The organism is Ruegeria sp. AP11, assembly GCF_056535865.1.
Window position 1 is genome coordinate 3,375,972 of the sequence record NZ_JBQFJB010000001.1, and the last position, 21,497, is coordinate 3,397,468.

A 21,497-nucleotide genomic window follows, 5' to 3' on the forward strand; every position below is an offset into this window, starting at 1 on the left:
GTGAACAACCCTTGCCTCGCGCGCGAGACCTGCGGCGAATGGAAACGAATTCCGCTCTGGACACTGCCGGTTGGCGTTGCACATTGTGACCCAACCACAAGAGGTCACGCATGCTGCTGTCGATTGATCACGTCCGGAAATCCTACCCCGGTGGGCGCCCTGTCCTCAGTGACGTCTCGTTGTCCCTGGAACAGGGACAGACGCTGGCGCTGACCGGCGAAAGCGGCAGTGGCAAAAGCACATTGTTGCATCTGGTTGCGGCGCTGGATGGGTTTGACGCCGGAGAGATCACCCTGGACGGGCAGCCATTGTCGCCGCTGAGCGATGCAGGCCGCGCCGCGCTTCGGCGAGACAGCCTGTCGCTGGTGTTTCAGCAATTCAACCTGTTCCCCTCGCTGACCGTCGGACAGAACCTGTCAATCCATGCGCGCCTTGCCGGGCGGGATGATCCAGATTGGACCGGACTTCTGGCTGAAAGGCTTGGGTTGTCTGAGTTGCAAGACCGATACCCGGAAAATCTTTCGGGTGGCCAGCAGCAGCGCGTGGCCATCGGGCGGGCGATGGCCACGCGACCGAAATTGCTGCTTGCGGATGAGCCCACCGGCAATCTGGATGAAACCGCCAGCGCCGTGGTGCTGGACCTGATGTTGTCGCTGGTGGCCGATACCGGTGCCGCATTGCTGCTGGTTACCCATTCGGCCGAGATCGCCTCGCGTCTGGACCGTCGCGCACATCTGTCGGGCGGTCAAATCGCATGATTTGCCCTGCCACCCAATCTCTGCTGTCCCATTGGCGCGCCCATCCGCTGCAACTGGTGACTTTATTGACCGGGATTGCGCTGGCCACCTGCCTGTGGTCGGCCGTACAGGCGATCAACGCCGAGGCCCGGGCCAGCTATGCACGCGCCAATGCCCAACTTGCGATCGGGCAGTTCGATGAGCTTCAGAACCCCGGCGGCGCGATCACCATTCAGCAATATGCCAAGCTCAGACGCGCGGGCTGGCAGGTGGCCGCAGTTCTGGAAGGGGCACTACGCGTCGGAGATCGCCGCCTGCGCCTGATGGGGGTGGATATGATCGCCTACCCGGCCCTTCCTGCAATCGCCGAAGTCAATGAAAGTGCAGCACCGCCCGATCCATCCAATGTTCTGACCGCACCGGGCCGGTTGCTGATGGCTCCCGAACTGCTCCCGCACTTTGAGTCGACAGATGATTTTCCACCCGCCATCGAAACCACCGCCCTGCCCCCCGATCTGGTCCTCACCGATATCGCGGTGGCCGAGCGACTGCTGAATCGACCGGGCCAAATCTCACGACTGGTGATCCTGCCCCTTCAGCCGCGAGCGGTGCCACCTTTGTCCGACATCGTACCCGAGCTGAAACGTATCAGCCCATCGGCGCAGATGGACACGGCGCAGCTGACCGACAGTTTTCACCTGAACCTCACAGCGTTCGGATTGCTCTCGTTCGCGGTCGGGCTGTTCATTGTTCACGGCACGGTCGGGCTGGCCTTTGCCCAAAGGCGCGCCATGATCCGAACCCTGCGGGCGCTTGGACTGCCGCTGCAACAGCTCGTCTGCCTCATGCTGGGCGAATTGCTCTTCATCGCTCTGATCGGAGGCCTCCTTGGCCTTATGTTGGGTTATTTCCTCGCAGGTGCGCTGCTGCCCGACGTAGCCGCCACGTTGCGCGGGCTTTATGGCGCACCCGTAGATGGTCAGATGACCCTGCGTCCGCAATGGATCGCAGCCGGGCTTGCCATGGCGGTCGGGGGCACTCTGGCGGCCAGCGGTCACGCCCTCTGGCGGTTGTCGCGCATGTCGATACTCGCTGGCCCCGGTCTGCAGGCCTGGCGCGGCCAGGGGGCAGAGCGATTCGGAGGCGCGGCAGGTCTGGGCCTGATCGCAGCCGGAATCGTCCTATTCTTTGCCACCGATGGTCTTCTGGCCGGTTTTGCCCTGCTGGCCGGAATACTCACGGGCGCAGCCCTGATCCTGCCCGCGCTACTGTCTGCGCTTCTCACCCTGTTCGCACGCCGGGCGCACGGGCCTCTGGCACAATGGGTCTGGGCCGATATGCGTGCGCAATTGCCGGGCCTGTCGCTGGCGCTGATGGCACTGCTGTTGGCGCTGGCCACAAATATCGGCGTCGGCACGATGGTTTCGAGCTTCCGGCTCACCTTCACCGGCTGGCTAGACCAGCGCCTGACATCCGAACTCTACGTGACTGCGCAGGACAAGGCACAAGCTACCGAGATCACTGAATGGTTAGCCCCTCAAGTCTCGGCCATCCTGCCCATCCGCAGCACGGAACTGCCGCATGAAACAGGGTCGCTGTTCCTGTATGGTATCGTCGATGACGATACCTACCGGCAAAACTGGCCCTTGATCGCCAGTGGTCCCGAGGTCTGGGATGACGTCCTGCTGCGCGGTGGCGTGCTGGTCAACGAACAACTCGCCCGGCGTGCCGACCTGTGGCCCGGTGATACGCTGTCGCTTTCACCGACCCATGATCTGATCATCGCCGGGGTGTATTCAGATTATGGCAACCCGACCGGGCAGGCGATTGTCGCGATGCCCGTGATGGACCAGATTGCGCCGGATACCACCACCTTGCGCTTTGGCATCAGGATTGAACCCGAACGCGCAACCGATCTGGCGCGGCGCCTGCGCGCGCATTTCGATCTTCCCGCCCGGGCGGTTGTCCATCAGGCCGCGATGAAAGCACAATCGCTGGCGATATTCGAAAAAACCTTCGTGGTGACATCGGCCCTGAATGTGCTGACGCTCGGCGTTGCGGGTTTTGCGATCCTGACCAGCCTGCTGACACTGTGGACACAACGCCTGCCGCAGGTCGCCCCCGTCTGGGCGCTGGGCCTTACACGGGCGCAACTGGCGCGGCTGGAGCTTTTGCGCAGCGTGTTGCTGGCCGCCCTGACCGCCTGTCTGGCGCTGCCGCTTGGGCTGGTGCTCGCCTGGGTGCTGCTGACCGTCATCAATGTACAGGCGTTCGGGTGGCGGCTGCCAATGCACCTTTTCCCCGGCGACTGGATCGGCCTGTTCGTGTTGACCCTGATCGCCGCAGCCGTCGCGGCGGCATTGCCCGCGTGGCGCTTGCTCCGCCTGCCCCCGGCTGCTTTGCTGAGAGTTTTTGCTAATGAACGCTAAAACCTTCATGTTCTTCCTGCTGCTCCCGGTCACCGTCTGGGCGCAGGGCTACGCCGGACTCGGCGGCAGCGCCGAAGGGTTCGACCGACCCGTTTCGGGATACAGCTTCCAGTTCCCCCGCGATCATGGCCCACATCCGACCTACCGGATCGAATGGTGGTACCTGACGGCCAATCTTACCGGCGAGGATGGGCGCGATTACGGCATCCAGTGGACCCTATTCCGGTCGGCGTTGAAACCCTCGGAAGCCGACGGATGGCAGAGCCCCCAGATCTGGATGGGCCACGCCGCCATCACCACGCCCGACACGCATTATTTTACCGAACGCCTGTCGCGCGGCGGTGTCGGTCAGGCCGGTGTCACCGCAGAACCATTCGAAGCGTGGATTGATGAATGGCACATGCGCGGAGACATTATGGACGCGTTAAGTCTGACTGCCGGCGGGCAAGATTTCAGCTATGATCTGAACCTGCAGGCACAAGGTCCATTGGTGTTCCATGGCAAGGACGGATACTCGGTCAAATCCGCCGATGGTCAGGCGAGCTATTACTACTCGCAACCTTTCTTCAGCGTCACGGGCACCCTGCACCTTCCCGACGGCGAAGTCGCCGTAACCGGTCAGGGTTGGCTGGATCGCGAGTGGTCCTCGCAACCATTGGCCGAAGATCAGAGCGGCTGGGACTGGTTCTCGCTCAGCTTCGATGGCGGAGACAAATTGATGGCCTTCCGCCTGCGCGGCGCGCGCGGCGATTTTACTGCCGCAACATGGATTAACGCAGACGGCCGGACTGAGGCGCTGCCAGATGGCTCGGTCATTTTCTCGGCCTTGGACACAAGTCAGATCGCACAACGCGACGTACCGACACATTGGCGCGTCGAGCTTCCAGACCGGGCACTTGATATCAAAGTGTCCGCCCTGACCCCTCAATCCTGGATGGGCACAAGTTTTGAATATTGGGAAGGCCCGATCACGATCTCGGGCAGCCATACCGGACGCGGCTATCTGGAAATGACCGGGTATTAGAGCCTGATCGACGGGACAACTGCATTATCGACCGTGAATCTCTGAGAGAGAGGCTGGAAATTACCCCCTCGCCAGCCCCTCTCACGCTACCACTCACCCTGTTTCGCCAGTGAGACGGCGGCGTTTCGTCTTGTCGGCAGCGTCATCAAGAGCCTTGTTTGCGCAGAATGTTCCAGAACAGCAATTTAGGCGCCGCCCGCGTCGGTTTGCGCAACAGCAATCATTCAGTGACAAAACCAACATAATTGAGTTTTCGGAACCACACCACCGAAGCGCAGACAGAGATTACCTATCCTGATGCGCGGGCCGGAGGTGAAATGAGCGACGCAAGCCGCTCATTAACAGCTTCCAACCCAGTTGGCGTTACCGGCCTTCAAACTTGTCAAGGGCCGAAGGATAGTTCCTGTCGTTTCTCGACGCACCATTCGTACTCTTTGACGAGCTGGTACCGCCGGAAAAGCTGCCAGCATTTGTCGTATCTGGTCCATTGCCCCAGCCATTGTCACCTTTTTTGGTTTCTGATGGTGGATCCGGGTCGTCAACCTCCTCTACGGCATACACAGGCGCAGAAAAAGCCAACGTGGCAGCAACAAAGCTGATGATGGCAAACTTGGTATTTTGCATAATAGTCCCCCAAAAATTAGTTCCTAAAATGTAGCCTGAAACATCAGGTCACAAACTCAGTCTATCCAAATTCAGTTGAACCGAATTAAAACAAGCCATTCACATAACGTTAATTTTCATAATTTTTTTCTTTTTTTCATCACCTTATGATCATCGCGAACACACCCGTCGCGCGCTGGCAGTCTCGGACTACTGGCGATAGAAACCAGTATCGCCTGTGTTTTTGACAAGCCTCAAAGTGCATCAATTTCTCAGTAAGACTCATGAGCTTATGCCCCGCTCATGCGTCAGGAGGTACGCACGGAGTCCGTGTTCTCGTGCATATTTAGTCTAAAGGGTTTGATGTGGTGCCCAAGGAGAGCTTCTGGGACTCAAATCGACACGGCGAATACCCAATGAAATAAGGCGTTTAAGCGGGGTTGAAAAGCCCCCATTTTCAATTTGTGTGTCAGGCAGGCCCCGATTTGTGTGTCAGGTAGATACAGTCAGTATCAATGGTGACATGGTGGCGGTCACCAGTGACTTTTCGAAGACTGTGATAAGCACCTTTCATGATGAGTTTTCGTGTCTGAATAGGTACCAATTAGGGCTTTCCGGGACCGCATGCTTCTGCCTATGTTCATCTTCAAGAAGCAGCAGGTAAAGCAATGAGATTAAAAAGAATTGAAGTGAACAACTTTCCCCCAATTCAACATTTCCTCGCAGACAACCTTTCCGATTTGGTAGTCATTGCGGGTGCAAACGGTGCTGGAAAGACCCGGCTAGTATCCCAAGTCCTTCAGGCATTCCAGAATGCGAACCAACAGAATGTCAAGTTCACGGTCGAGGCGACCAATCAAGGTGAGGTTCAGAGTTTTGGTAGGCGCGAAATAAATTCGGAAGACCCCCAGCAAAGGCAAAGAGTTCAGCAACTATTGCAGCAAAACCGACAACGGAGAAACTACCGAAGTGGTATCCTCTACTTCGAGAGCGACCGAACAGTATCTCAAGTAAAACCACTTACTTTTCAGTTCGAGTTCAATGACCCGGATACCGAAGCCGTTAGTTGGCAAGTCCCAATGCAGCCTCTCAAAGGGCGTTGGACTGATACACAACATGCGATTTTCAAGAAAGTATTCTCACTTCGTAGTCAATTGGGAAGCCGGGCGATGAACCTCAAACGTGAGGGAAAGGAAGAAATGACCCTTGGCTTCTCAGACCCGCTACAGCCCTTCAAAGACGCCTTCTCAAAGCTTCTTTGGCCCAAGACTTTGGTCGAACCCTTCTGGTGATTATCCTTTACCTTCAGATTGAGGTACATCTGAGCGGCATCCTGAAGGGTCGCTTTGGGTGGTTCTGCTTTGGGGTTGAGCAGGGCTTTTACGACGAGCGGGTCGGCCTCTCGCTTTTTCAGTTCATCGCCGATCATGCCGCGCGCTTCATGCTCATCTAGGCCCGTAACGCCCTCTAGAAGCCCTTCCGCCTCTAATAACGCCTCTTGCCACTTAGCGACCGGACTACGGCTGTCTGAGCCCCTCAGGCGCTGTCTGGCATCATCGACCAACCGGTCGAACTCACGAAGCACCGCCTCGTATTCGATCTGCATCTTAACGCCTTCGCGATTTTTTAGCGTGACCTCCATCGGTGCTTTGCCAAGAATTTCTTCGCAGTCCTTAGGAAATCGCCTCCTGAAGCGCAGAGCGCCGCTTTTTCTGGGGTCAATATGCTTCAATTTCACGGTAAGACTCATGGGCTTGTGTCCTGCTTGTGTGTCCAAATGTGTGTCAGGAGGCAAGCCCAGAACCCTTATTTTCAAGCATATATAGCTCTAAAGGGTTTGATGTGGTGCCCAAGGAGAGACTCGAACTCTCACGATGTTGCCATCGGGGGATTTTGAAACCTCGGACAAAAATTAGTCGTTGTTTTTGTTGTGTTTTTTCAACCTCAAGTCACCAGTTAGTGCCAATAAGTCACCAGTGACCCACTCAAGTCAGCACATTCGATCAACAACCTGACGCAGAGTCACTACGTATCCCCAGCAACAACTAAAGAGTCAGCTTACAAATGTACTACGATCGGGTCGATGCTTCAGCCGAAACACAACAGAATGGGATTTTGTGGTGCCCTTCCCCGGACTCGAACCGGGACGCCGTTGCCGGCAAGAGATTTTGAATCTCTCGTGTCTACCATTCCACCAGAAGGGCACAGTTGCTTCGTTTATGTGAGAGGCTGAGGGCCGTCAATAGGTACTTTGAAATCTAAAACTAACTCAGAAAGAGATTGTATAGTGTACCTCCTACTTGTGTGAACAACCACACTGCTATGCCACCCAATATAACGCGATGCTTGAGCGCTCGGTCGTTGTTGTCGTCCAACACATTCACCGGGAAGGCCCATTTTGCGTATGTTACTAAGCCCCTATAAAATAGAAGGCTTAGGCCAACGAAGTAAGCAAAAAGCGGCCATCTAAAGAGCTCATAAGTGCTGCCCTCCGGAATCAATCGGTTCATGTAGTAAGCGGAAAAATACAACGAAATAGGCATGGCAACGAACCAAAGACCAAAGTCGTACGTGAAGTTGCGGTGAATACGCGAATACCAAGTCTTATGACCTAAAAGTTTTTGCTCTACAGTCCTTACTACCGAACGAAAGAAACTCACGTCTTCTGATTTCACCCAAACCCCACTGCTGTTCGGGGTTTCAGCGGAGACTAGCGGGTTCGGATCAAACACGTCCGGTTTGTCAAAATCTAGCGTCACTGAAATGGTGTTTCTCGGCTCCGTACCGTTTGCTTCTCGCTTAAACGCGGTAGAGTTGGTAAAAAAGATTGACTTGATGGGAGTGGGAAGCTCCGGATCGTCAAAAACGTCAACCGTTTCTCCGTAGAGCTGTTGATCTTGCATTCCGGTTATTGTGACGGTTAGACGAAACGCACGTTCGAGCAGGATTTGCTTGTATTCGTGCCACGCTTCTTCTGTCTGCGCAGGGTCCTTTCGGAGTGTGCTTATTAATTGCTCCCCGAAAGACTTGTTGGTAGCGTCCAACTCTCGATAAAGGTTCTTGATTTTTTCAAGCGATAGCCTGCACCCTCGAACGGGAATGTCTTCCTCAAACCACTTTATGGGTGCACGTTCCGTCACGACTAGAGCGTCGTCTGTCATTACTTCCTCGAATTTGATCTAGTATGTCGTTCCCAACCTATTTGTTTGACGCACAAGTACAATAGGTTGACCAATCACTAGAGCTGCAAACCAAATACAAGATTAGACATAACGATCAACAAGCCCTCTGCGGTTCGGTGCCTAAAGAGGTGACGGGCTGTAACGGAACTTTCCCGCAATAGGGGACAAATTTGATCTATTTGAATCAGGCACTTACGGGGTTGAAGCCGCAACATTGAATGTAGAAAATGTTCCCGCAGGTGACAAAGATTGCGATTTTGAATCCCCTGCGTCTACCATTCCGCCACTTGGGCCACGCCCTTGGATTAGCCTTCAACCGACAGAAGGTCCAGAGGCAAAAATCAACCATTGCGTGGTTTGTTTCCATGGCAGAGCTTGACCCCTTGGCAGGTGCATGATTTGGCTTGGCCCAACAGTTGCCGGGATATTTGTACCTTATGTTGCGATCACTTTATGACTGGACCATTCGTCTGGCCGAGCATCCGCATGCGCTTTGGGCGCTGGCCATCGTCGCCTTTGTCGAAAGCTCGTTTTTTCCAATCCCGCCCGATGTTCTTATGATTCCCATGATCCTGGCGCGGCCCTCGCGCGCCTGGCTGATCGCCACGGTCGCACTGGTCGCCTCGGTATTGGGGGGGATGCTGGGATATGCAATCGGTGCCTTCTTCTATGAAAGCCTCGGACAGCCGGTTCTGGAGGCCATGGGCAAGGCAAACGCCATGGAAGAGTTCAACACCCGCTTCAACGATTTCGGCTTCTGGGCCGTTCTGGCCGCCGGGGTCACGCCGTTCCCCTACAAGGTGATCACCATCATGTCGGGCTGGACCGGAATGCCATTGGGCACGTTCGTCGCGACCTCGATCCTGGCGCGGGCTTTGCGGTTCTTTGTCGTGGCCGGTTTGCTTTGGGGATTTGGCGAACCGATCCGGGGCTTTATTGAGAAACGACTGGGATTGGTGTTCACGCTGTTTATCATCCTGCTGATCGGAGGATTCGTTCTGGTGCGTTACCTATGACACGGAAAACATTGAACCTGCTGGCGGCATCCGGGTCAGCTGCCTTGCTTCTGGGCGCCTGGGCGTTTCAATATATCGGCGGCCTTGCGCCCTGCAATATGTGCATCTGGCAGCGTTACCCGCATGGTATCGCGGTGATCCTGGGCGTGCTGGCCTTCGCCTTTCCGGGCATCCGCCCCCTACCCTTGTTGGGCGCGCTGGCGGCAGCTACCACTGCCGGTATCGGATTTTTCCATGCGGGCGTCGAACAAGGCTGGTGGGAGGGTCCTTCGACCTGCACATCCGGCCCCATCGGCGGGTTGAGCGCCGAGGAACTGCTGGATCAGATCATGTCCGCCCCGCTGGTGCGATGCGACGATATCCCGTGGGAGATGTTCGGAGTTTCGATGGCGGGCTGGAACGCGTTGTTGTCCAGTGGCCTCGTCCTGATCTGGATCGCGGTCTGGCGCGCGAGCTAGAGTCTACTGCTGATCCAGTTCCGCATCCCAATAGAGGAAATCGATCCAGCTGTCGTGCAGATGGTTGGGCGGAAATTTGCGGCCGATGTTGCGAAGCGTTTCAGCATCCGGCTGGCGCGGTGGTTTGTTCAGCGACATTCTGGCTTGCCGCAGCGATTTAGACCCCTTGCGCAGGTTGCACGGGCTGCAGGCCGCAACCACGTTCTGCCAGCTTGTAACTCCACCAGCCGCGCGCGGCACCACGTGGTCAAAAGTCAGGTTATCGCGGCTGCCGCAATACTGGCATTTGAATTCATCCCGCAGAAATAAATTAAAGCGCGTGAAGGCCACGCGCTTCCTGGGTTTCACATAATCTTTGAGGACTACGACCGAGGGTATTCGGATCTCGGTACTGGGACTGCGGACAACCTCGTCATATTCCGCAACGATATCCACCCTGTCCAGCCAGGCGGCCTTTATCGCTTCCTGCCAGGGCCACAATGACAGGGGATAATAAGAAAGCGGGCGATAATCGGCGTTCAAAACCAATGCCGGATGATGCTTGAGCGCACCGGTTTCCCTGACAAATTCGGTCCTGAAGTCTCCGTCCATAACAGAATCGCTCCTCGCTCTGTACTGCCCGTTTGTGACATCAGAGCGGGGAACACCCGCCCCGGCCTTAACTTAACTATATCTCGTGTTAAAACTCTGACAAGTGCCGAGTTCACACAACATCTCGGGTATTTGTTATGTTGGATCCGTAACAGATAAGTGACACTTATCCACAGGTTGCGCAGATGTGGCCCGAACGCTATGGCGGGGACATGTCCTGGTTCATCCGTTTCAACAAACCCTATGATGTGCTGCCGCAGTTTACGGACCGCGCCAACGCCGACTCGCCACGCCGCACTTTGTCGGATTACATCGACCTGCCCGGAGTCTATCCCGCCGGGCGGCTGGACCGGGACAGCGAGGGCCTGATGCTGCTGACCGACAACGGGCGGTTGCAGGCTCAGATATCCGACCCCAAACACAAGATGGCCAAGACATATTGGGTTCAGGTCGAAGGCATCCCCGATGTATCGGCGCTGAAGGCGCTACGCGAAGGAGTGGAGTTAAAGGATGGTTTGACCCGCCCCGCCAAGGGGCGCCTGATCGACGAGCCAGATGATCTGTGGCCGCGCACGCCGCCGATCCGCGTCCGTCAGACAGTGCCGGACAGTTGGATCGAACTGACGATCCGTGAAGGCCGCAAACGTCAGGTACGCCGTATGACCGCAGCCGTCGGCCACCCCACCCTGCGCCTGATCCGCGCCCGGATCGGCGACTGGTCTCTGGAGGACCTCGATCCCGGCACGTGGGAAAGCCTGCCCATGCCAGCGATCGAAGCAGCACCGCACCGCAAACGGGACCGCCGCCCGCGCCGGTGACAAAAACCGCGTGATGTGATAGGCTTAAGGCATGAAAGTCACACCGGACATTCCTGCCCCATCAGCCATTCTGGAAGCCGCGCTTTATGTCGACGATCTGGACGTGGCCGAGGAGTTCTATGGCCAGATACTGGCGCTGGAGAAAATCCAGCGCGTCACCGATCGTCACGTATTCTACCGGATCGGCGAGTCGGTTTTATTGCTGTTCAACGCCGACGAGACCGAGAAACCGCCGGGCAACCCCAACCTGCCCGTCCCGCCGCATGGCGCGCGCGGGCCCGGCCATGTCTGCCTTGTCCTGACCCGCGACGAAATCGCCGTGATGCGCAAACATCTTCTGGACTGGAACGTCCCCATCGACGCCGAGTTCGACTGGCCCAACGGCGCCCGGTCGCTTTATGTGCGCGACCCGGCGGGCAATTCGGTTGAGTTCACTGAATCGCACTTGTGGGATTGAAATCCCGAAGCCGACGCACCGGTGTTACAGGCTCAGCTTATCCCGCATAAAAGCCAGCGCCACGCTCAGACCATCTGGAGCAATCCCGTGGCCTGTGCCTTTCATCACATGCGCGTAAACCTCTTTGAAGCCAGCGGCCTGCAGCGCCTCGGCCGCCTCGGGCAGCGATTGCGGCGGCACGACGTCATCGACATCTCCGTGGACCAGCAGGATCGGCATGCGGCTGACGGTCTCATCCGGAAGCAGGTCAGGTTCCACTAACCGGCCTGATATGGCAACAATCCCGGCAACCGGATCTTCGCGACGCGGAGCGACGTGCAGGCTCATCATCGTGCCCTGACTGAACCCGAACAGAACGACCTGTTCGGGCAGGACATCCTCGTCCACCATCAACGCATCCAGAAAGGCGTTGAAATCCTCGACGGCCATTTCCATGCCACGACGCGCCTCTTCCTCGGATGAACCGTCGATCCACGGGATCGGAAACCACTGAAAACCGTTGGGCATGCCGGGAATCTGCTCGGGCGCATCGGGGGCGACGAACAGCGTATCCGGCAGGTGTTCCCCCAGCGGATCAGCCAGCCCCAGCAGATCGGCCCCGTTGGCGCCATAGCCATGCACGAACACCACGACCGAGCGTGTATCGCCCGAAACAGGCTCTTTCCTCAGCGCATTCAAAACCCGTGTCATCTGATCCCTTCTCTGTCTTTTGCGACCCGGTAATAGGCCCACAGCACCCGCGCCGCAACCGATCGCCAGGGCGACCATGCTTCGGCCATCTGGCGCAACTCTTTGTCTTTCGGCCGTTCTGGCAGATCGTAGAGGATGCGTGCGGCCTCTTGCAGGGCCAGATCGCCGGGTGCAATGACGTCGGCACGGCCCAGCGAGAACATGGCGTATATCTCGGCGGTCCAGACGCCTATGCCCGGCACCTCGGTCAGGACCGCGACCACCTCGTCATCCGGGGCATCACGAAGTGCTTTGTAGTCGATCCGCGCTTCGGCCAAGGCTCGGGCATAACGGATTTTCTGACGGCTGAGACCCACCGCCCGCAGATCATCATCCGTGGCCCAAATGATCTTGCGCGGGCCGGTCAGTTTTGCGTCCTGCAATCGCTTCCAGATCGCATTGGCCGAGGCCACGCTGACCTGCTGGCTGACAATCGCGCTGAGCAGTTGGGCAAACCCATCCGGCTTGCGCCGCAGCGGCAATGGACCTGTTTGCTCCATCGCATAGGCCATCCGTGGGCAAGCCGCAGCCAGCCATTCGGCCCCTTCACTCACGCAGTCCGGGGTATCGATGATGCGTCCGACGGACATGCGCTCTCCGACAAGTGATCCTCGTCCGCACGTTAGGCGGATGTGCCGCATATGCAAGCCGCTTGTGCCTGATCTCAATCGTAGATAACCATTCGCCCATGACCATGATCGCTGCCACCTCCGACGACAGTCAGGCCAGACGCAACGTCGCCGTATTGGTGGCGGCGCAGGCAGTTCTGGGGGCGCAGATGCCGATGATGTTCATCGTCGGCGGGTTGGCCGGGCAATCGCTGGCCAGCAATGCCTGCCTTGCAACACTGCCGATTTCATTGATCGTTCTGGGCTCGATGCTGGCGGCCACGCCGATCTCGGCCATCATGCAGCACTGGGGACGCCGCGCCGGGTTCCTTGTGGGGTCAACCGCAGGCGCTGCGGGTGGGGTCATCGGGGCCTACGGCCTCTATCTCGGCTCATTTCAGGTCTTCCTGTTGGGCAGCTTTCTGACCGGCATCTACATGAGCGCGCATGGCTTCTATCGCTTTGCCGCTGCCGATATAGCGTCCGACACGTTCCGACCCAAAGCGATATCCTATGTCATGGCCGGGGGGCTTGCGGCGGCGATCATCGGCCCTCAGATCGTCAAGCTGACCTCACAAGCCTACGTGATCCCCTTTTTGGGCACCTATCTGGCCGTGATCGCGATCAACGTACTCGGCTCGTCCCTGTTTTTCTTTCTCGACATCCCCACACCATCCAAGCCCGCCGAGGACGAGCCCAAAGGCCGCACGCGGCTGGAGCTGCTGAAAACCCCGCGCATTGCGGTGGCGATCATTTGCGCCATGGTCTCCTACGCGCTGATGAACCTTGTGATGACGTCGACACCGCTGGCCGTTGTCGGGTGCGGATTTTCTGAAGGCGATGCGGCCGATATCGTAACCAGCCACGTACTGGCGATGTATATCCCCAGTTTCTTCACCGGCCATCTGATCGCGCGGTTCGGCGTCGAAAAGATCGTAGCCCTTGGTCTGGCCATCCTCGGCGGCGCAGGCATCGTCGCCTTGCAGGGCGTGGAACTGGGAAATTTCTTCGTCGCCCTGATCCTGCTGGGCATCGGCTGGAATTTCGGCTTCATCGGCGCCACCAGCATGCTGGCCGACTCGCACGAAGTGCATGAGCGTGGGCGGATGCAGGGCTTGAATGACCTGCTGGTCTTTGGGGGCGTCACTTTTGCCTCGCTGGCCTCCGGCGGGCTGATGAACTGCTCGGGCGGCTCAGCGGTCGAGGGCTGGACTGCCGTCAACCTTGCCATGATCCCGCTGCTGACCCTGGCGGGCGGTGCGCTGTTGTGGCTGGTTCTGAGGCCGTCCGACACCCAAACCGCCTGAGCTCACCATCCTCCGGTCGCCGCTGCCTTCATCAGGGAAAATCGGCGGCGGATTTCACCTTGCACCAATGCCCCTACGGCCACGCGGTCTGGCTGGGCCAAAGCTGTCCGCAGCACCCATTCCGCCTGCCACCCCGCGTAAAGAGCGGGTCGCGCCTGTGCTGAAACCTCTGTACGCGCGGATCGCGCGCGCGCCATCCGGTCCAGCGCCTTTTGTGCCAACGCCCGAACTCCATCCTGCGTGCCATCAAGCAGAGGAATACGGCCCCGCGCCTCAAGCTCGGGAATGGCCCGCAGCCAGTTTGCAATTCCAACCGCATAGCCAAAATCGCGCAGAACGGCCTCGTCTGCCGAACCCAAAGCCTGCGCGGCCACCACCATCAGGGTTCCGGCGCTGTGATTGATATAGGCGTCAAAGTGGTCTTCATCCTCGAACGGATCACGATAGATATCCCAACGCCTTACGGCGACATATTCATCCAACTGCGCCGCCAGATGCGGTGAAAGAACGCGCGACAAAGGCGTGACAACCTCGTGCCGTCGAACGGTTGGACCTTCGGCAATCTCCTGCAATGCATCTCGCCACCATTGCAGTCGCATTTCGGCGATCATGCTTTCCTGCGTGACCCACGGTGCGCGCGCCACCTCGACGTTCAACGCGTAGATCGGGAACAGAATTGCCCGCGCCGCCACAGGCGCAGCCATGGCCGCCATGAAGCGATCCGGATCGGCCCGATGCACCAGCGCCGCGCAGGATTTGATGTCGTTGTCGAACTCCACGCTATTCAGCAGCCGCCGAGCGCGGGGCGCAATCGGTCACAAGTTTCCACTGGATCGCATCCAGCAGAGCCTCGAACGAGGCATCGATTATGTTCGCACTGACGCCAACAGTGGACCAGCGCCGCCCCTGCCCATCTTCGCTGTCGATGATCACACGGGTCACCGCTTCGGTACCGCCTTGAGTGATGCGCACCTTGAAATCGACCAGCCGCATATCCGACAATATCTGCGAATACTGCCCCAGATCCTTGGCCAGAGCCTTGGCCAGCGCGTTCACGGGGCCGCGGTCGCTGCCGCTTTCATCCAGCGATTCACTGACCGATAGTTTCTTTTCGCCATCCACCTTCACGACAACAACCGCCTCGGACAGGCTGACCATCTTGTTGTATTTGTTCTTCCGACGCTCAACGGTGACCTTGTAGCGTTTGACCTCGAAGAACTCGGGCAACTGCCCCAACTCGTCCCGCGCCAGCAGCTCAAAGCTGGCCTGCGCGGTGTCATAGGAATACCCTTCCGCCTCGCGCCGCTTGATCCGTTCCAGGATATGCCCCAGCGCCGGATCACCCGCTTCGACCGACAATCCCGCGTCGGTCAGACGTTTACGCAGGTTCGATTGTCCGGCCTGGTTCGACATCGGGATGATGCGCGCATTTCCCACGCTTGCAGGTTCGATATGCTCATAGGTCGATGGATCCTTGAGGATCGCGCTGGCATGCAGACCGGCCTTGTGCGCAAAGGCCGACGCGCCGACATAAGCGCTTTGCTTGCTGGGCACACGGTTCAGGATATCGTCCAGCATCCGGCTGATCCGCGTCAGCCCGGCCAGCGCCTCGGGCCTCACCCCGATCTCATAGCGCGAGGCATAGGGCTGTTTCAGCATCAATGTCGGGATCAGAGCAGTCAGGTTCGCATTGCCGCAACGCTCACCCAACCCGTTCAGCGTGCCCTGAATCTGCCGCGCCCCTGCATCGACCGCAGCCAGCGAGCACGCCACAGCGTTCTCGGTATCATTATGCGTATGAATTCCCAGCCGATCCCCCGGCAGACCTGCCGCAATCACCTCGGATACGATCCGCCCAACCTCGGCAGGCAGCGCACCGCCATTGGTGTCGCACAGCACAACCCACCGCGCACCCGCGTCCAAAGCCGCGCGGCAGACCTCAACCGCATATTCGGGGTTGTCCTTGTAGCCATCAAAAAAGTGTTCAGCATCGAACAGAGCCTCGCGCCCCTGCGCCACGATATGCGCGACCGAGGCGCGCACGTTCTCGGTATTCTCCTCCAACGCAATGCCAAGCGCATGGGTAACGTGATAATCATGCGATTTGCCGACCAGACACACGGCTGGCGTTCCGGCGTTCATTACCGCGGCCAGAACGTCATCATTCTCGGCCGACCGACCCGCGCGCTTGGTCATCCCGAACGCGGTCAGACAGGCCGAAGATTTGGGCGCGGCCTCAAAAAACGCACTGTCCGTCGGATTCGCCCCCGGCCAGCCGCCTTCAATATAATCCACCCCCAACGCATCGAGCGCCTGTGCGATTTGCACTTTCTCAGCGGTCGAGAACTGCACACCCTGCGTCTGCTGCCCGTCGCGCAAGGTGGTGTCGTAGAGGTAGAGGCGTTCCTTGGTCATTTGACCTCCTCCAGCTTTGCTGCATCGAAACCAGAGCCGGGCACCAGTTCCACACCCTTTTTGCTCATCCGAACTTCAAGCCCGGCTGCGATATAGGCCGCCTTGAGGCGATCAACCTCCGAGAAATCCTTGCTCTGCATCGCAAGCGTCCGCGCATCTGCCAGTTTATTGGCGTGAGACGACAGATCAGCAGAGTCTGCTTCCGCCCAGCCTCCCATACCATCCTCCAGCAGCCCGATTACCGTCGCGCTCGCCAACAAAGACGCAGCTTCCCCGTCTGCAGCCAAACGGTGGAGTTCCGCGATAGCACCTGCGGTGTTCAGATCGTCCGCAAGCGCATCGATGACCGCAGGTGCCGCGGTGGCGGCGGGCTCGATGCCCGCTGTCAGCGCCCGCCACTTGCGCAACGTTGCCTCGGCCTCACGTGCCTTTTTCTCGGTCCAGTCCATCGGCTTGCGGTAATGAGTCTGCAGGAAGACAAACCGGATCACTTCACCCGGCACGCCTTGTTCCAACAGGTCATGGACGGTGAAGAAATTGCCCAGCGATTTGGACATCTTCTTACCTTCGACCTGCAGCATCTCATTGTGCAGCCAGACGCGTGCAAATTCGCCCTGCTGATGCGCGCAGCAGCTCTGCGCTATCTCGTTCTCATGATGCGGGAACATCAGATCGTTGCCGCCGCCATGAATGTCAAAGCTCTCGCCCAGCAGTTCATAGCTCATGGCCGAGCATTCGATGTGCCAGCCCGGGCGCCCCCGGCCCCATGGGCTGTCCCAGCCGGGCAGCTCATCGGTCGAGGGTTTCCATAGAACAAAGTCCATCGGGTTTTTCTTGTAAGGCGCGACCTCTACCCGCGCTCCGGCGATCATGTCATCGACCGACCGGCCCGAAAGCGCGCCGTACTGGTCTTTCCAACTGTCTACCGCAAACAGAACATGACCCTCGGCAGCATAGGCATGCCCTTTAGCGATCAGGTCCTCGATCATCGCAATCATTTGCGCGATATATTCCGTGGCGCGCGGCATTGCGTTGGGCTCCAACGCCCCCAGCGCACCCATGTCGTGCCGATACCAGCCGATGGTTTCGTCCGAACGTTCCTGCACCAACTGCTCCAGTGAACCCTCGGCCCCGGCCTGTTTGCGCGCCAAAGCAGTGGCGTTGATCTTGTCATCCACGTCGGTGAAGTTGCGCACGTAAGTCACATGATCGGCACCATAAACGTGCCGCAACAGACGATAGAGCACGTCGAATACAACCACAGGCCGCGCATTGCCCAGATGGGCGCGGTCATAGACCGTCGGGCCACAGACATACATCCGCACATTGTCGGGATCGATCGGCGCGAAATCCTCTTTCGTCCGTGTCCTTGTGTTGTGCAGTTTGATCGTCGTCATCGGGTTGTGCTCCTGAAACAGCATATACGTCACGCGTTGGCGCGGGCTTAGCAACTTGTCTCAGGGATGAAAACGAAAGAAACCGGCCCGCTTGATAAATCAGCAGGTAATGCAGCAGATAATGATGCAGGTTTTCCGGTTCATGCGCTTTGCCTAGCACGGGATCGGTGCTAAGCCAAGCCTTGAGTTTTGCCCTCCGCAGCGTCACTCTGCCCGCCATGACCCGCGACTACGTCAATTCCGTATTCGCCGAGTTGCCCGGCGCCGAGCTCTCCGATCCATGGGGCGGAGGCCATGATACGTGGAAGGTGGGAGGCAAGATGTTTGCCTGTGTCGGTACGGTCGGGGATGGGGTTTCGGTCAAAACACCTGACGTCGAGACAGCGCAGATGCTGATCGATGCCGGGATCGGCACCAAAGCCCCCTATTTCCACCGCAGCTGGGTTCACCTGCCGTGGGAAACAGAACCGGACGAGATGCAGCACCGCCTGATCGCCTCATACGATATTGTCCGCGCATCGCTGACCAAGAAGGTCCAGGCAAACCTGCCGTCCCGAAGCTGATATTCAGATCCGGCGATGACACATTGAGAAAGATGTTGGGTGCGCCGCGACACGGCTCCCCCCCTTGTCCAAGGGCGTTGCAGCTATCACCGTCTGATGTCCGGATCAGAAACGAAAGGTTGTCCGCAGATTGAAGACATTAGCATCCAGCCCACGGCCCGCGCTTGGGATGTCATCGAAATCCTGCCGCAACGCCTCACCGCTGATGACGAATCGATCCCCCAGAGGATAGGCAACACCGATGCCGTAGACGGCAGCCGTGTCGCTGTCACCCGATGTGCTTGCCCGGGCAGTACCGACCACCACATAGCCAAGCGCCGGGCCAAAATCATATCCACCGCGCAGTTTCAGACGAGACATGCTGTCGAGGCTCCCCTCCGAGCTGCCGAGGTCGAGGTTCAGGCGGTTATATTCAAGCTCTCCCCCCAGCACAAAAGTTCCGAAATCGTAATCATAGCCGATATGAGGGCCAAAGCTGCCATTACTGCCACCTGCATCACCAGATCCATCGACATCGGCATAACCAAAGCTGAATCCGGCATAGGCGCCTGTCCAATCCTCGGCAACAACAGGTCCAGCCACCACGAACAGGGCTGTGACAACAAAGGCCTTCATCGATTTCATTCAGACCTCCGAACCTAAGGTGCCGGTCTGGGCGGATTGATTGGCTGCGCAGCAGCGATTACGACTTAAACTTTCAGACTTTGATTAATTAACTATGCACAGAGTAACAGATTTCTATCCCAACGGGAAAAAACATTTTCTCACGCATTCGTTGCGCGCCCGTAAGACAGTCAACGACAATTATCCACCTCAAAGTCGCAAACGGGACAGATTGTGTCGTCACAAATTGAAAGACTTCGCGTACCAAGCTGAGGCGACACATGCAAAATGATGTCTGGAAAATACACCTGATCAGCCGCACCATCGGTGCGGATCGGGGGCGTGCGGCGCGAGGCAGACCAGCGGTGCGCTGATTCTGCTCGAACACACTCACGACCCTCAGAACCGGACTCTCTTCATGAACGATCACTCCCGTACCTCCTCTCGCAGCGGTGGGCGCGCTGCGCGTCGCGCTGCCCGCGCCAGCGCCCTGCCCGACCATCTTCGCCCCGTGCGCCCGGGGATGGAGGGCGGCGTCCTCAACGTCCTGACTCAAGCCCAGATCGAACGCATACACGAAGCCGCGCTAACGGCGCTGGAAACCATCGGGTTGGCGGATGCGCCACAAAGCGGTATCGACTATCTGACCGCTGCGGGGTGCACATTGGGCGACGATGGCCGCATCCGCTTCCCCCGCGCTCTGGTGGAAGACACGATTGCAAAGGCCAACCGCTCGGTCACGCTCTATAGCCGAGATGGTAAAACCGACTTGGAACTGGCAGGCACCAAGGTTCACTATGGCACCGCCGGGGCCGCAGTCAGCATGGTTGATGTCCATGGGAAGGAATACCGGGACTCAACCGTTCAGGACCTGCACGATGCCGCGCGCATCTGTGAACAGCTTGAAAACATTCACTTTGTTCAACGTCCGATGGTCTGCCGTGATATCCCCGATAACCTCGAGATGGACCTGAACACGATCTATGCCGCCTGTTCGGGCACCTTCAAACACATCGGTACATCCTTCACCGAACCCAGCCACGTGGCTCCGGCAATGGAAATGATCTATATGATCGCTGGCGGCGAGGACAAATACCGTGAGCGGCCATTTGTGTCGAACTCGAACTGCTTTGTTGTTCCACCGATGAAATTCGCCACCGAAAGCTGCGAGGTGATGGAGGAATGCATCAAGGCCGGGATGCCTGTCCTGCTGCTGTCTGCGGGCATGGCCGGGGCCACCGCGCCGTCGACCATCGCCGGAGCGATCATGCAAGCCACCGCAGAATGTCTGGCCGGATTGGTTTATGTAAACGCCGTAAGCCCCGGAGCACCTGCGATTTTTGGCACCTGGCCCTTTGGCCTTGACCTGCGGACAGGCGCGATGTCCATCGGTTCGGGTGAGCAAGCCTTGCTGACCGCGGGTTGTGCCCAGATGCATCGGTTTTACAACCTGCCGGGCGGTGCCGCAGCAGGCGCATCGGATTCGAAACTGCCCGACATGCAGGCCGGGTGGGAACAGATGTGCTCGAACGTGATGGCAGGCCTGTCTGGCCTGAACATGGTGTATGAAGCGGCCGGGATGCACGCTTCTCTGCTGGGTTTTTGTCACGAAAGCCTCATCCTAAGCGATGATCTGATCGGTCAGGCGCAGCGCTGCGTGAGAGGTATCGAGGTCAGCGATGAAACGCTGGCACTGGACCAGATCGCCGAGGTCTGCATGGGCGGACCCGGGCACTATCTGGGAACGGATGCGACGCTCAGCCGGATGCAGGCGGATTATGTTTATCCGACCCTGGGCGACCGGACCTCGCCCAAGGAATGGGCGGAACTGGGTAAGCCGGATCTGATCGAAAAGGCCATCGCCCGGAAACAAGAGATCCTGTCCACACCATCCAGCGCCCGGTTCGATCCGCTGCTTGACGCTGAGCTGCGCGCCAAATTCAACATTCACTTACCCGCGTAACACATTGAAAAACGGCCCGAGTTAAACTCGGGCCGCCTCCTTCCCATTGCGGTCAGCCGTTGCTGGGGGGCAGCAGGCCGGCTTCTTGCGCAATGGCGACTTCATCCGCATCCAGCGATCCGTCCCCATTTGCATCCATGACCGAGAATGTATCCGCGTCGACTTCGGGTAAGATGACCTGCACCTCTTCGATAGTCAGAACGCCATCCCCGTTTGCATCCGCGCTGGATTGTGCCAGTGCGATGGCCGGGGCCGCAAATGCGATTGCCGAAAGAGCGGCCAGTTTCTGCAGTTTCATGATAGTGCCTCCTGAGTGGTGTTTTGCGTGTTTTCGTCCGGACAGATGCAACAAACACCCTGCGCACAGGTGCTGTCACCCGCATGGGGCGATCCGAGAAGAAACGCGCCAATCTCCGCGTGTTTGGCCGAGTCGCATTCGCAAACGCCCGCTGGGTAAAACCGTCAAAACCTGTTTCGGCGGTTCTTGCCCCATTGGATCAGGGTGATCCGGCAGGCCTCTGCTCATTCCGTGCGAACAATCCGCAAAAAGAAAGGGGGCCGAAGCCCCCTGTCAGTTTCGCCTTCCAGGCTCATTTC

General features: G+C 58.2%; 21 protein-coding genes and 1 tRNA gene. 10 read left to right on the top strand and 12 right to left on the bottom strand.

Annotated features, from left to right (window positions below; translation table 11 throughout):
* Positions 1 to 110: 110 nt before the first annotated feature.
* Genes ACR3E4_RS16880 through ACR3E4_RS16890 form a run of 3 tightly spaced genes read left to right on the top strand, consistent with a single transcriptional unit; the run spans position 111 to position 4,190 of the window.
* The gene (locus ACR3E4_RS16880) at positions 111 to 758 is read left to right on the top strand and encodes an ABC transporter ATP-binding protein (protein ID WP_480532298.1); all 648 of its coding nucleotides are present in this window, start codon (positions 111 to 113) and stop codon (positions 756 to 758) included.
* Positions 755 to 3,166: an ABC transporter permease gene (locus ACR3E4_RS16885; protein WP_480532296.1), complete on the top strand. Its 2,412-nt coding sequence runs from the start codon at positions 755 to 757 to the stop codon at positions 3,164 to 3,166. Before ACR3E4_RS16880 ends, ACR3E4_RS16885 begins: the two co-directional genes overlap by 4 nt.
* Positions 3,156 to 4,190, top strand: a complete 1,035-nt coding sequence (locus ACR3E4_RS16890) for a lipocalin-like domain-containing protein (protein WP_480532294.1) — start codon at positions 3,156 to 3,158, stop codon at positions 4,188 to 4,190. Before ACR3E4_RS16885 ends, ACR3E4_RS16890 begins: the two co-directional genes overlap by 11 nt.
* A gap of 363 nt (positions 4,191 to 4,553) precedes the next feature.
* Here ACR3E4_RS16890 and ACR3E4_RS16895 read toward each other — a convergent pair whose 3' ends face one another.
* The 4 genes from ACR3E4_RS16895 to ACR3E4_RS16910 all read right to left on the bottom strand — a co-directional run bounded on the left by ACR3E4_RS16895 (position 4,554) and on the right by ACR3E4_RS16910 (position 7,954).
* The gene (locus tag ACR3E4_RS16895) at positions 4,554 to 4,814 is read right to left on the bottom strand and encodes a hypothetical protein (protein ID WP_480532292.1); all 261 of its coding nucleotides are present in this window, start codon (positions 4,812 to 4,814) and stop codon (positions 4,554 to 4,556) included.
* Positions 4,815 to 5,943: 1,129 nt separating this feature from the next.
* Positions 5,944 to 6,543, bottom strand: coding sequence for a hypothetical protein (locus tag ACR3E4_RS16900; protein WP_480532290.1), 600 nt, complete (start codon positions 6,541 to 6,543; stop codon positions 5,944 to 5,946).
* A gap of 368 nt (positions 6,544 to 6,911) precedes the next feature.
* Positions 6,912 to 6,997 (bottom strand) — tRNA-Leu (locus tag ACR3E4_RS16905).
* A gap of 60 nt (positions 6,998 to 7,057) precedes the next feature.
* On the bottom strand, positions 7,058 to 7,954 hold the full coding sequence (locus ACR3E4_RS16910; protein ID WP_480532288.1) for a hypothetical protein: 897 nt from the start codon (positions 7,952 to 7,954) through the stop codon (positions 7,058 to 7,060).
* A 458-nt stretch (positions 7,955 to 8,412) separates the two neighbouring features.
* On the opposite strand from ACR3E4_RS16910, the gene ACR3E4_RS16915 reads away from it, so the two are divergent.
* Together ACR3E4_RS16915 and ACR3E4_RS16920 are read left to right on the top strand one after the other, a co-directional pair.
* Positions 8,413 to 8,991 carry a YqaA family protein gene (locus ACR3E4_RS16915; protein WP_480532286.1) on the top strand — a complete coding sequence of 193 codons (579 nt, stop codon included), beginning with the start codon at positions 8,413 to 8,415 and terminating at the stop codon, positions 8,989 to 8,991.
* Complete coding sequence (locus tag ACR3E4_RS16920) at positions 8,988 to 9,449, top strand: disulfide bond formation protein B (RefSeq protein WP_480532284.1); 462 nt, start codon at positions 8,988 to 8,990, stop codon at positions 9,447 to 9,449. The genes ACR3E4_RS16915 and ACR3E4_RS16920 overlap by 4 nt, the downstream gene beginning before the upstream one ends.
* 3 nt (positions 9,450 to 9,452) lie before the next feature.
* Here the strand turns inward: ACR3E4_RS16920 and ACR3E4_RS16925 are convergent, their stop codons facing one another.
* Positions 9,453 to 10,040 (bottom strand): HNH endonuclease, encoded by a 588-nt coding sequence (locus ACR3E4_RS16925; protein ID WP_480532282.1) that lies wholly within the window; start codon positions 10,038 to 10,040, stop codon positions 9,453 to 9,455.
* Positions 10,041 to 10,252: 212 nt separating this feature from the next.
* On the opposite strand from ACR3E4_RS16925, the gene ACR3E4_RS16930 reads away from it, so the two are divergent.
* Positions 10,253 to 10,858, top strand: coding sequence for a pseudouridine synthase (locus tag ACR3E4_RS16930; protein WP_480532367.1), 606 nt, complete (start codon positions 10,253 to 10,255; stop codon positions 10,856 to 10,858).
* A 31-nt stretch (positions 10,859 to 10,889) separates the two neighbouring features.
* A complete protein-coding gene (locus tag ACR3E4_RS16935) occupies positions 10,890 to 11,315 on the top strand; it encodes a VOC family protein (RefSeq protein ID WP_480532280.1) in 426 nt (141 codons plus the stop codon).
* Positions 11,316 to 11,339: 24 nt separating this feature from the next.
* On the opposite strand, the gene ACR3E4_RS16940 is transcribed toward ACR3E4_RS16935, so the two are convergent.
* Together ACR3E4_RS16940 and ACR3E4_RS16945 are read right to left on the bottom strand one after the other, a co-directional pair.
* Positions 11,340 to 12,005: an alpha/beta hydrolase gene (locus ACR3E4_RS16940; RefSeq protein ID WP_480532278.1), complete on the bottom strand. Its 666-nt coding sequence runs from the start codon at positions 12,003 to 12,005 to the stop codon at positions 11,340 to 11,342.
* On the bottom strand, positions 12,002 to 12,634 hold the full coding sequence (locus tag ACR3E4_RS16945; protein ID WP_480532276.1) for a DNA-3-methyladenine glycosylase family protein: 633 nt from the start codon (positions 12,632 to 12,634) through the stop codon (positions 12,002 to 12,004). Before ACR3E4_RS16945 ends, ACR3E4_RS16940 begins: the two co-directional genes overlap by 4 nt.
* A 98-nt stretch (positions 12,635 to 12,732) precedes the next feature.
* On the opposite strand from ACR3E4_RS16945, the gene ACR3E4_RS16950 reads away from it, so the two are divergent.
* A complete protein-coding gene (locus tag ACR3E4_RS16950) occupies positions 12,733 to 13,959 on the top strand; it encodes an MFS transporter (protein ID WP_480532274.1) in 1,227 nt (408 codons plus the stop codon).
* 2 nt (positions 13,960 to 13,961) lie between these two features.
* Here the strand turns inward: ACR3E4_RS16950 and ACR3E4_RS16955 are convergent, their stop codons facing one another.
* Genes ACR3E4_RS16955 through cysS form a run of 3 tightly spaced genes read right to left on the bottom strand, consistent with a single transcriptional unit; the run spans position 13,962 to position 17,771 of the window.
* Positions 13,962 to 14,738, bottom strand: coding sequence for a squalene/phytoene synthase family protein (locus tag ACR3E4_RS16955; protein WP_480532272.1), 777 nt, complete (start codon positions 14,736 to 14,738; stop codon positions 13,962 to 13,964).
* Position 14,739: 1 nt separating this feature from the next.
* Positions 14,740 to 16,374 carry a citramalate synthase gene (cimA, locus tag ACR3E4_RS16960; protein WP_480532270.1) on the bottom strand — a complete coding sequence of 545 codons (1,635 nt, stop codon included), beginning with the start codon at positions 16,372 to 16,374 and terminating at the stop codon, positions 14,740 to 14,742.
* The gene (cysS, locus tag ACR3E4_RS16965; RefSeq protein WP_480532268.1) at positions 16,371 to 17,771 is read right to left on the bottom strand and encodes a cysteine--tRNA ligase; all 1,401 of its coding nucleotides are present in this window, start codon (positions 17,769 to 17,771) and stop codon (positions 16,371 to 16,373) included. Before cysS ends, cimA begins: the two co-directional genes overlap by 4 nt.
* 218 nt (positions 17,772 to 17,989) lie before the next feature.
* On the opposite strand from cysS, the gene ACR3E4_RS16970 reads away from it, so the two are divergent.
* Positions 17,990 to 18,334, top strand: coding sequence for an MmcQ/YjbR family DNA-binding protein (locus ACR3E4_RS16970; protein WP_480532365.1), 345 nt, complete (start codon positions 17,990 to 17,992; stop codon positions 18,332 to 18,334).
* Positions 18,335 to 18,439: 105 nt separating this feature from the next.
* Here the strand turns inward: ACR3E4_RS16970 and ACR3E4_RS16975 are convergent, their stop codons facing one another.
* Positions 18,440 to 18,958, bottom strand: coding sequence for an outer membrane protein (locus tag ACR3E4_RS16975; protein ID WP_480532266.1), 519 nt, complete (start codon positions 18,956 to 18,958; stop codon positions 18,440 to 18,442).
* A gap of 397 nt (positions 18,959 to 19,355) precedes the next feature.
* On the opposite strand from ACR3E4_RS16975, the gene ACR3E4_RS16980 reads away from it, so the two are divergent.
* Positions 19,356 to 20,900, top strand: a complete 1,545-nt coding sequence (locus tag ACR3E4_RS16980; protein WP_480532264.1) for a trimethylamine methyltransferase family protein — start codon at positions 19,356 to 19,358, stop codon at positions 20,898 to 20,900.
* A 52-nt stretch (positions 20,901 to 20,952) separates the two neighbouring features.
* Here the strand turns inward: ACR3E4_RS16980 and ACR3E4_RS16985 are convergent, their stop codons facing one another.
* A complete protein-coding gene (locus tag ACR3E4_RS16985; protein ID WP_480532262.1) occupies positions 20,953 to 21,198 on the bottom strand; it encodes an EF-hand domain-containing protein in 246 nt (81 codons plus the stop codon).
* Positions 21,199 to 21,497: the final 299 nt, after the last annotated feature.

Excerpts from the sequence above, each read along its gene's own strand:
- cysS (WP_480532268.1), bottom strand. The coding sequence starts at position 17,771 with ATGACGACGATCAAACTGCACAACACAAGGACACGGACGAAAGAGGAT.
- ACR3E4_RS16900 (WP_480532290.1), bottom strand. The coding sequence starts at position 6,543 with ATGAGTCTTACCGTGAAATTGAAGCATATTGACCCCAGAAAAAGCGGC.
- ACR3E4_RS16980 (WP_480532264.1), top strand. The coding sequence starts at position 19,356 with ATGAACGATCACTCCCGTACCTCCTCTCGCAGCGGTGGGCGCGCTGCG.
- ACR3E4_RS16890 (WP_480532294.1), top strand. The coding sequence starts at position 3,156 with ATGAACGCTAAAACCTTCATGTTCTTCCTGCTGCTCCCGGTCACCGTC.
- ACR3E4_RS16885 (WP_480532296.1), top strand. The coding sequence starts at position 755 with ATGATTTGCCCTGCCACCCAATCTCTGCTGTCCCATTGGCGCGCCCAT.
- cimA (WP_480532270.1), bottom strand. The coding sequence starts at position 16,374 with ATGACCAAGGAACGCCTCTACCTCTACGACACCACCTTGCGCGACGGG.
- ACR3E4_RS16925 (WP_480532282.1), bottom strand. The coding sequence starts at position 10,040 with ATGGACGGAGACTTCAGGACCGAATTTGTCAGGGAAACCGGTGCGCTC.
- ACR3E4_RS16910 (WP_480532288.1), bottom strand. The coding sequence starts at position 7,954 with ATGACAGACGACGCTCTAGTCGTGACGGAACGTGCACCCATAAAGTGG.
- ACR3E4_RS16950 (WP_480532274.1), top strand. The coding sequence starts at position 12,733 with ATGACCATGATCGCTGCCACCTCCGACGACAGTCAGGCCAGACGCAAC.
- ACR3E4_RS16930 (WP_480532367.1), top strand. The coding sequence starts at position 10,253 with ATGTCCTGGTTCATCCGTTTCAACAAACCCTATGATGTGCTGCCGCAG.
- ACR3E4_RS16985 (WP_480532262.1), bottom strand. The coding sequence starts at position 21,198 with ATGAAACTGCAGAAACTGGCCGCTCTTTCGGCAATCGCATTTGCGGCC.
- ACR3E4_RS16915 (WP_480532286.1), top strand. The coding sequence starts at position 8,413 with ATGTTGCGATCACTTTATGACTGGACCATTCGTCTGGCCGAGCATCCG.
- ACR3E4_RS16945 (WP_480532276.1), bottom strand. The coding sequence starts at position 12,634 with ATGTCCGTCGGACGCATCATCGATACCCCGGACTGCGTGAGTGAAGGG.
- ACR3E4_RS16975 (WP_480532266.1), bottom strand. The coding sequence starts at position 18,958 with ATGAAATCGATGAAGGCCTTTGTTGTCACAGCCCTGTTCGTGGTGGCT.
- ACR3E4_RS16970 (WP_480532365.1), top strand. The coding sequence starts at position 17,990 with ATGACCCGCGACTACGTCAATTCCGTATTCGCCGAGTTGCCCGGCGCC.
- ACR3E4_RS16920 (WP_480532284.1), top strand. The coding sequence starts at position 8,988 with ATGACACGGAAAACATTGAACCTGCTGGCGGCATCCGGGTCAGCTGCC.
- ACR3E4_RS16940 (WP_480532278.1), bottom strand. The coding sequence starts at position 12,005 with ATGACACGGGTTTTGAATGCGCTGAGGAAAGAGCCTGTTTCGGGCGAT.
- ACR3E4_RS16935 (WP_480532280.1), top strand. The coding sequence starts at position 10,890 with ATGAAAGTCACACCGGACATTCCTGCCCCATCAGCCATTCTGGAAGCC.
- ACR3E4_RS16895 (WP_480532292.1), bottom strand. The coding sequence starts at position 4,814 with ATGCAAAATACCAAGTTTGCCATCATCAGCTTTGTTGCTGCCACGTTG.
- ACR3E4_RS16880 (WP_480532298.1), top strand. The coding sequence starts at position 111 with ATGCTGCTGTCGATTGATCACGTCCGGAAATCCTACCCCGGTGGGCGC.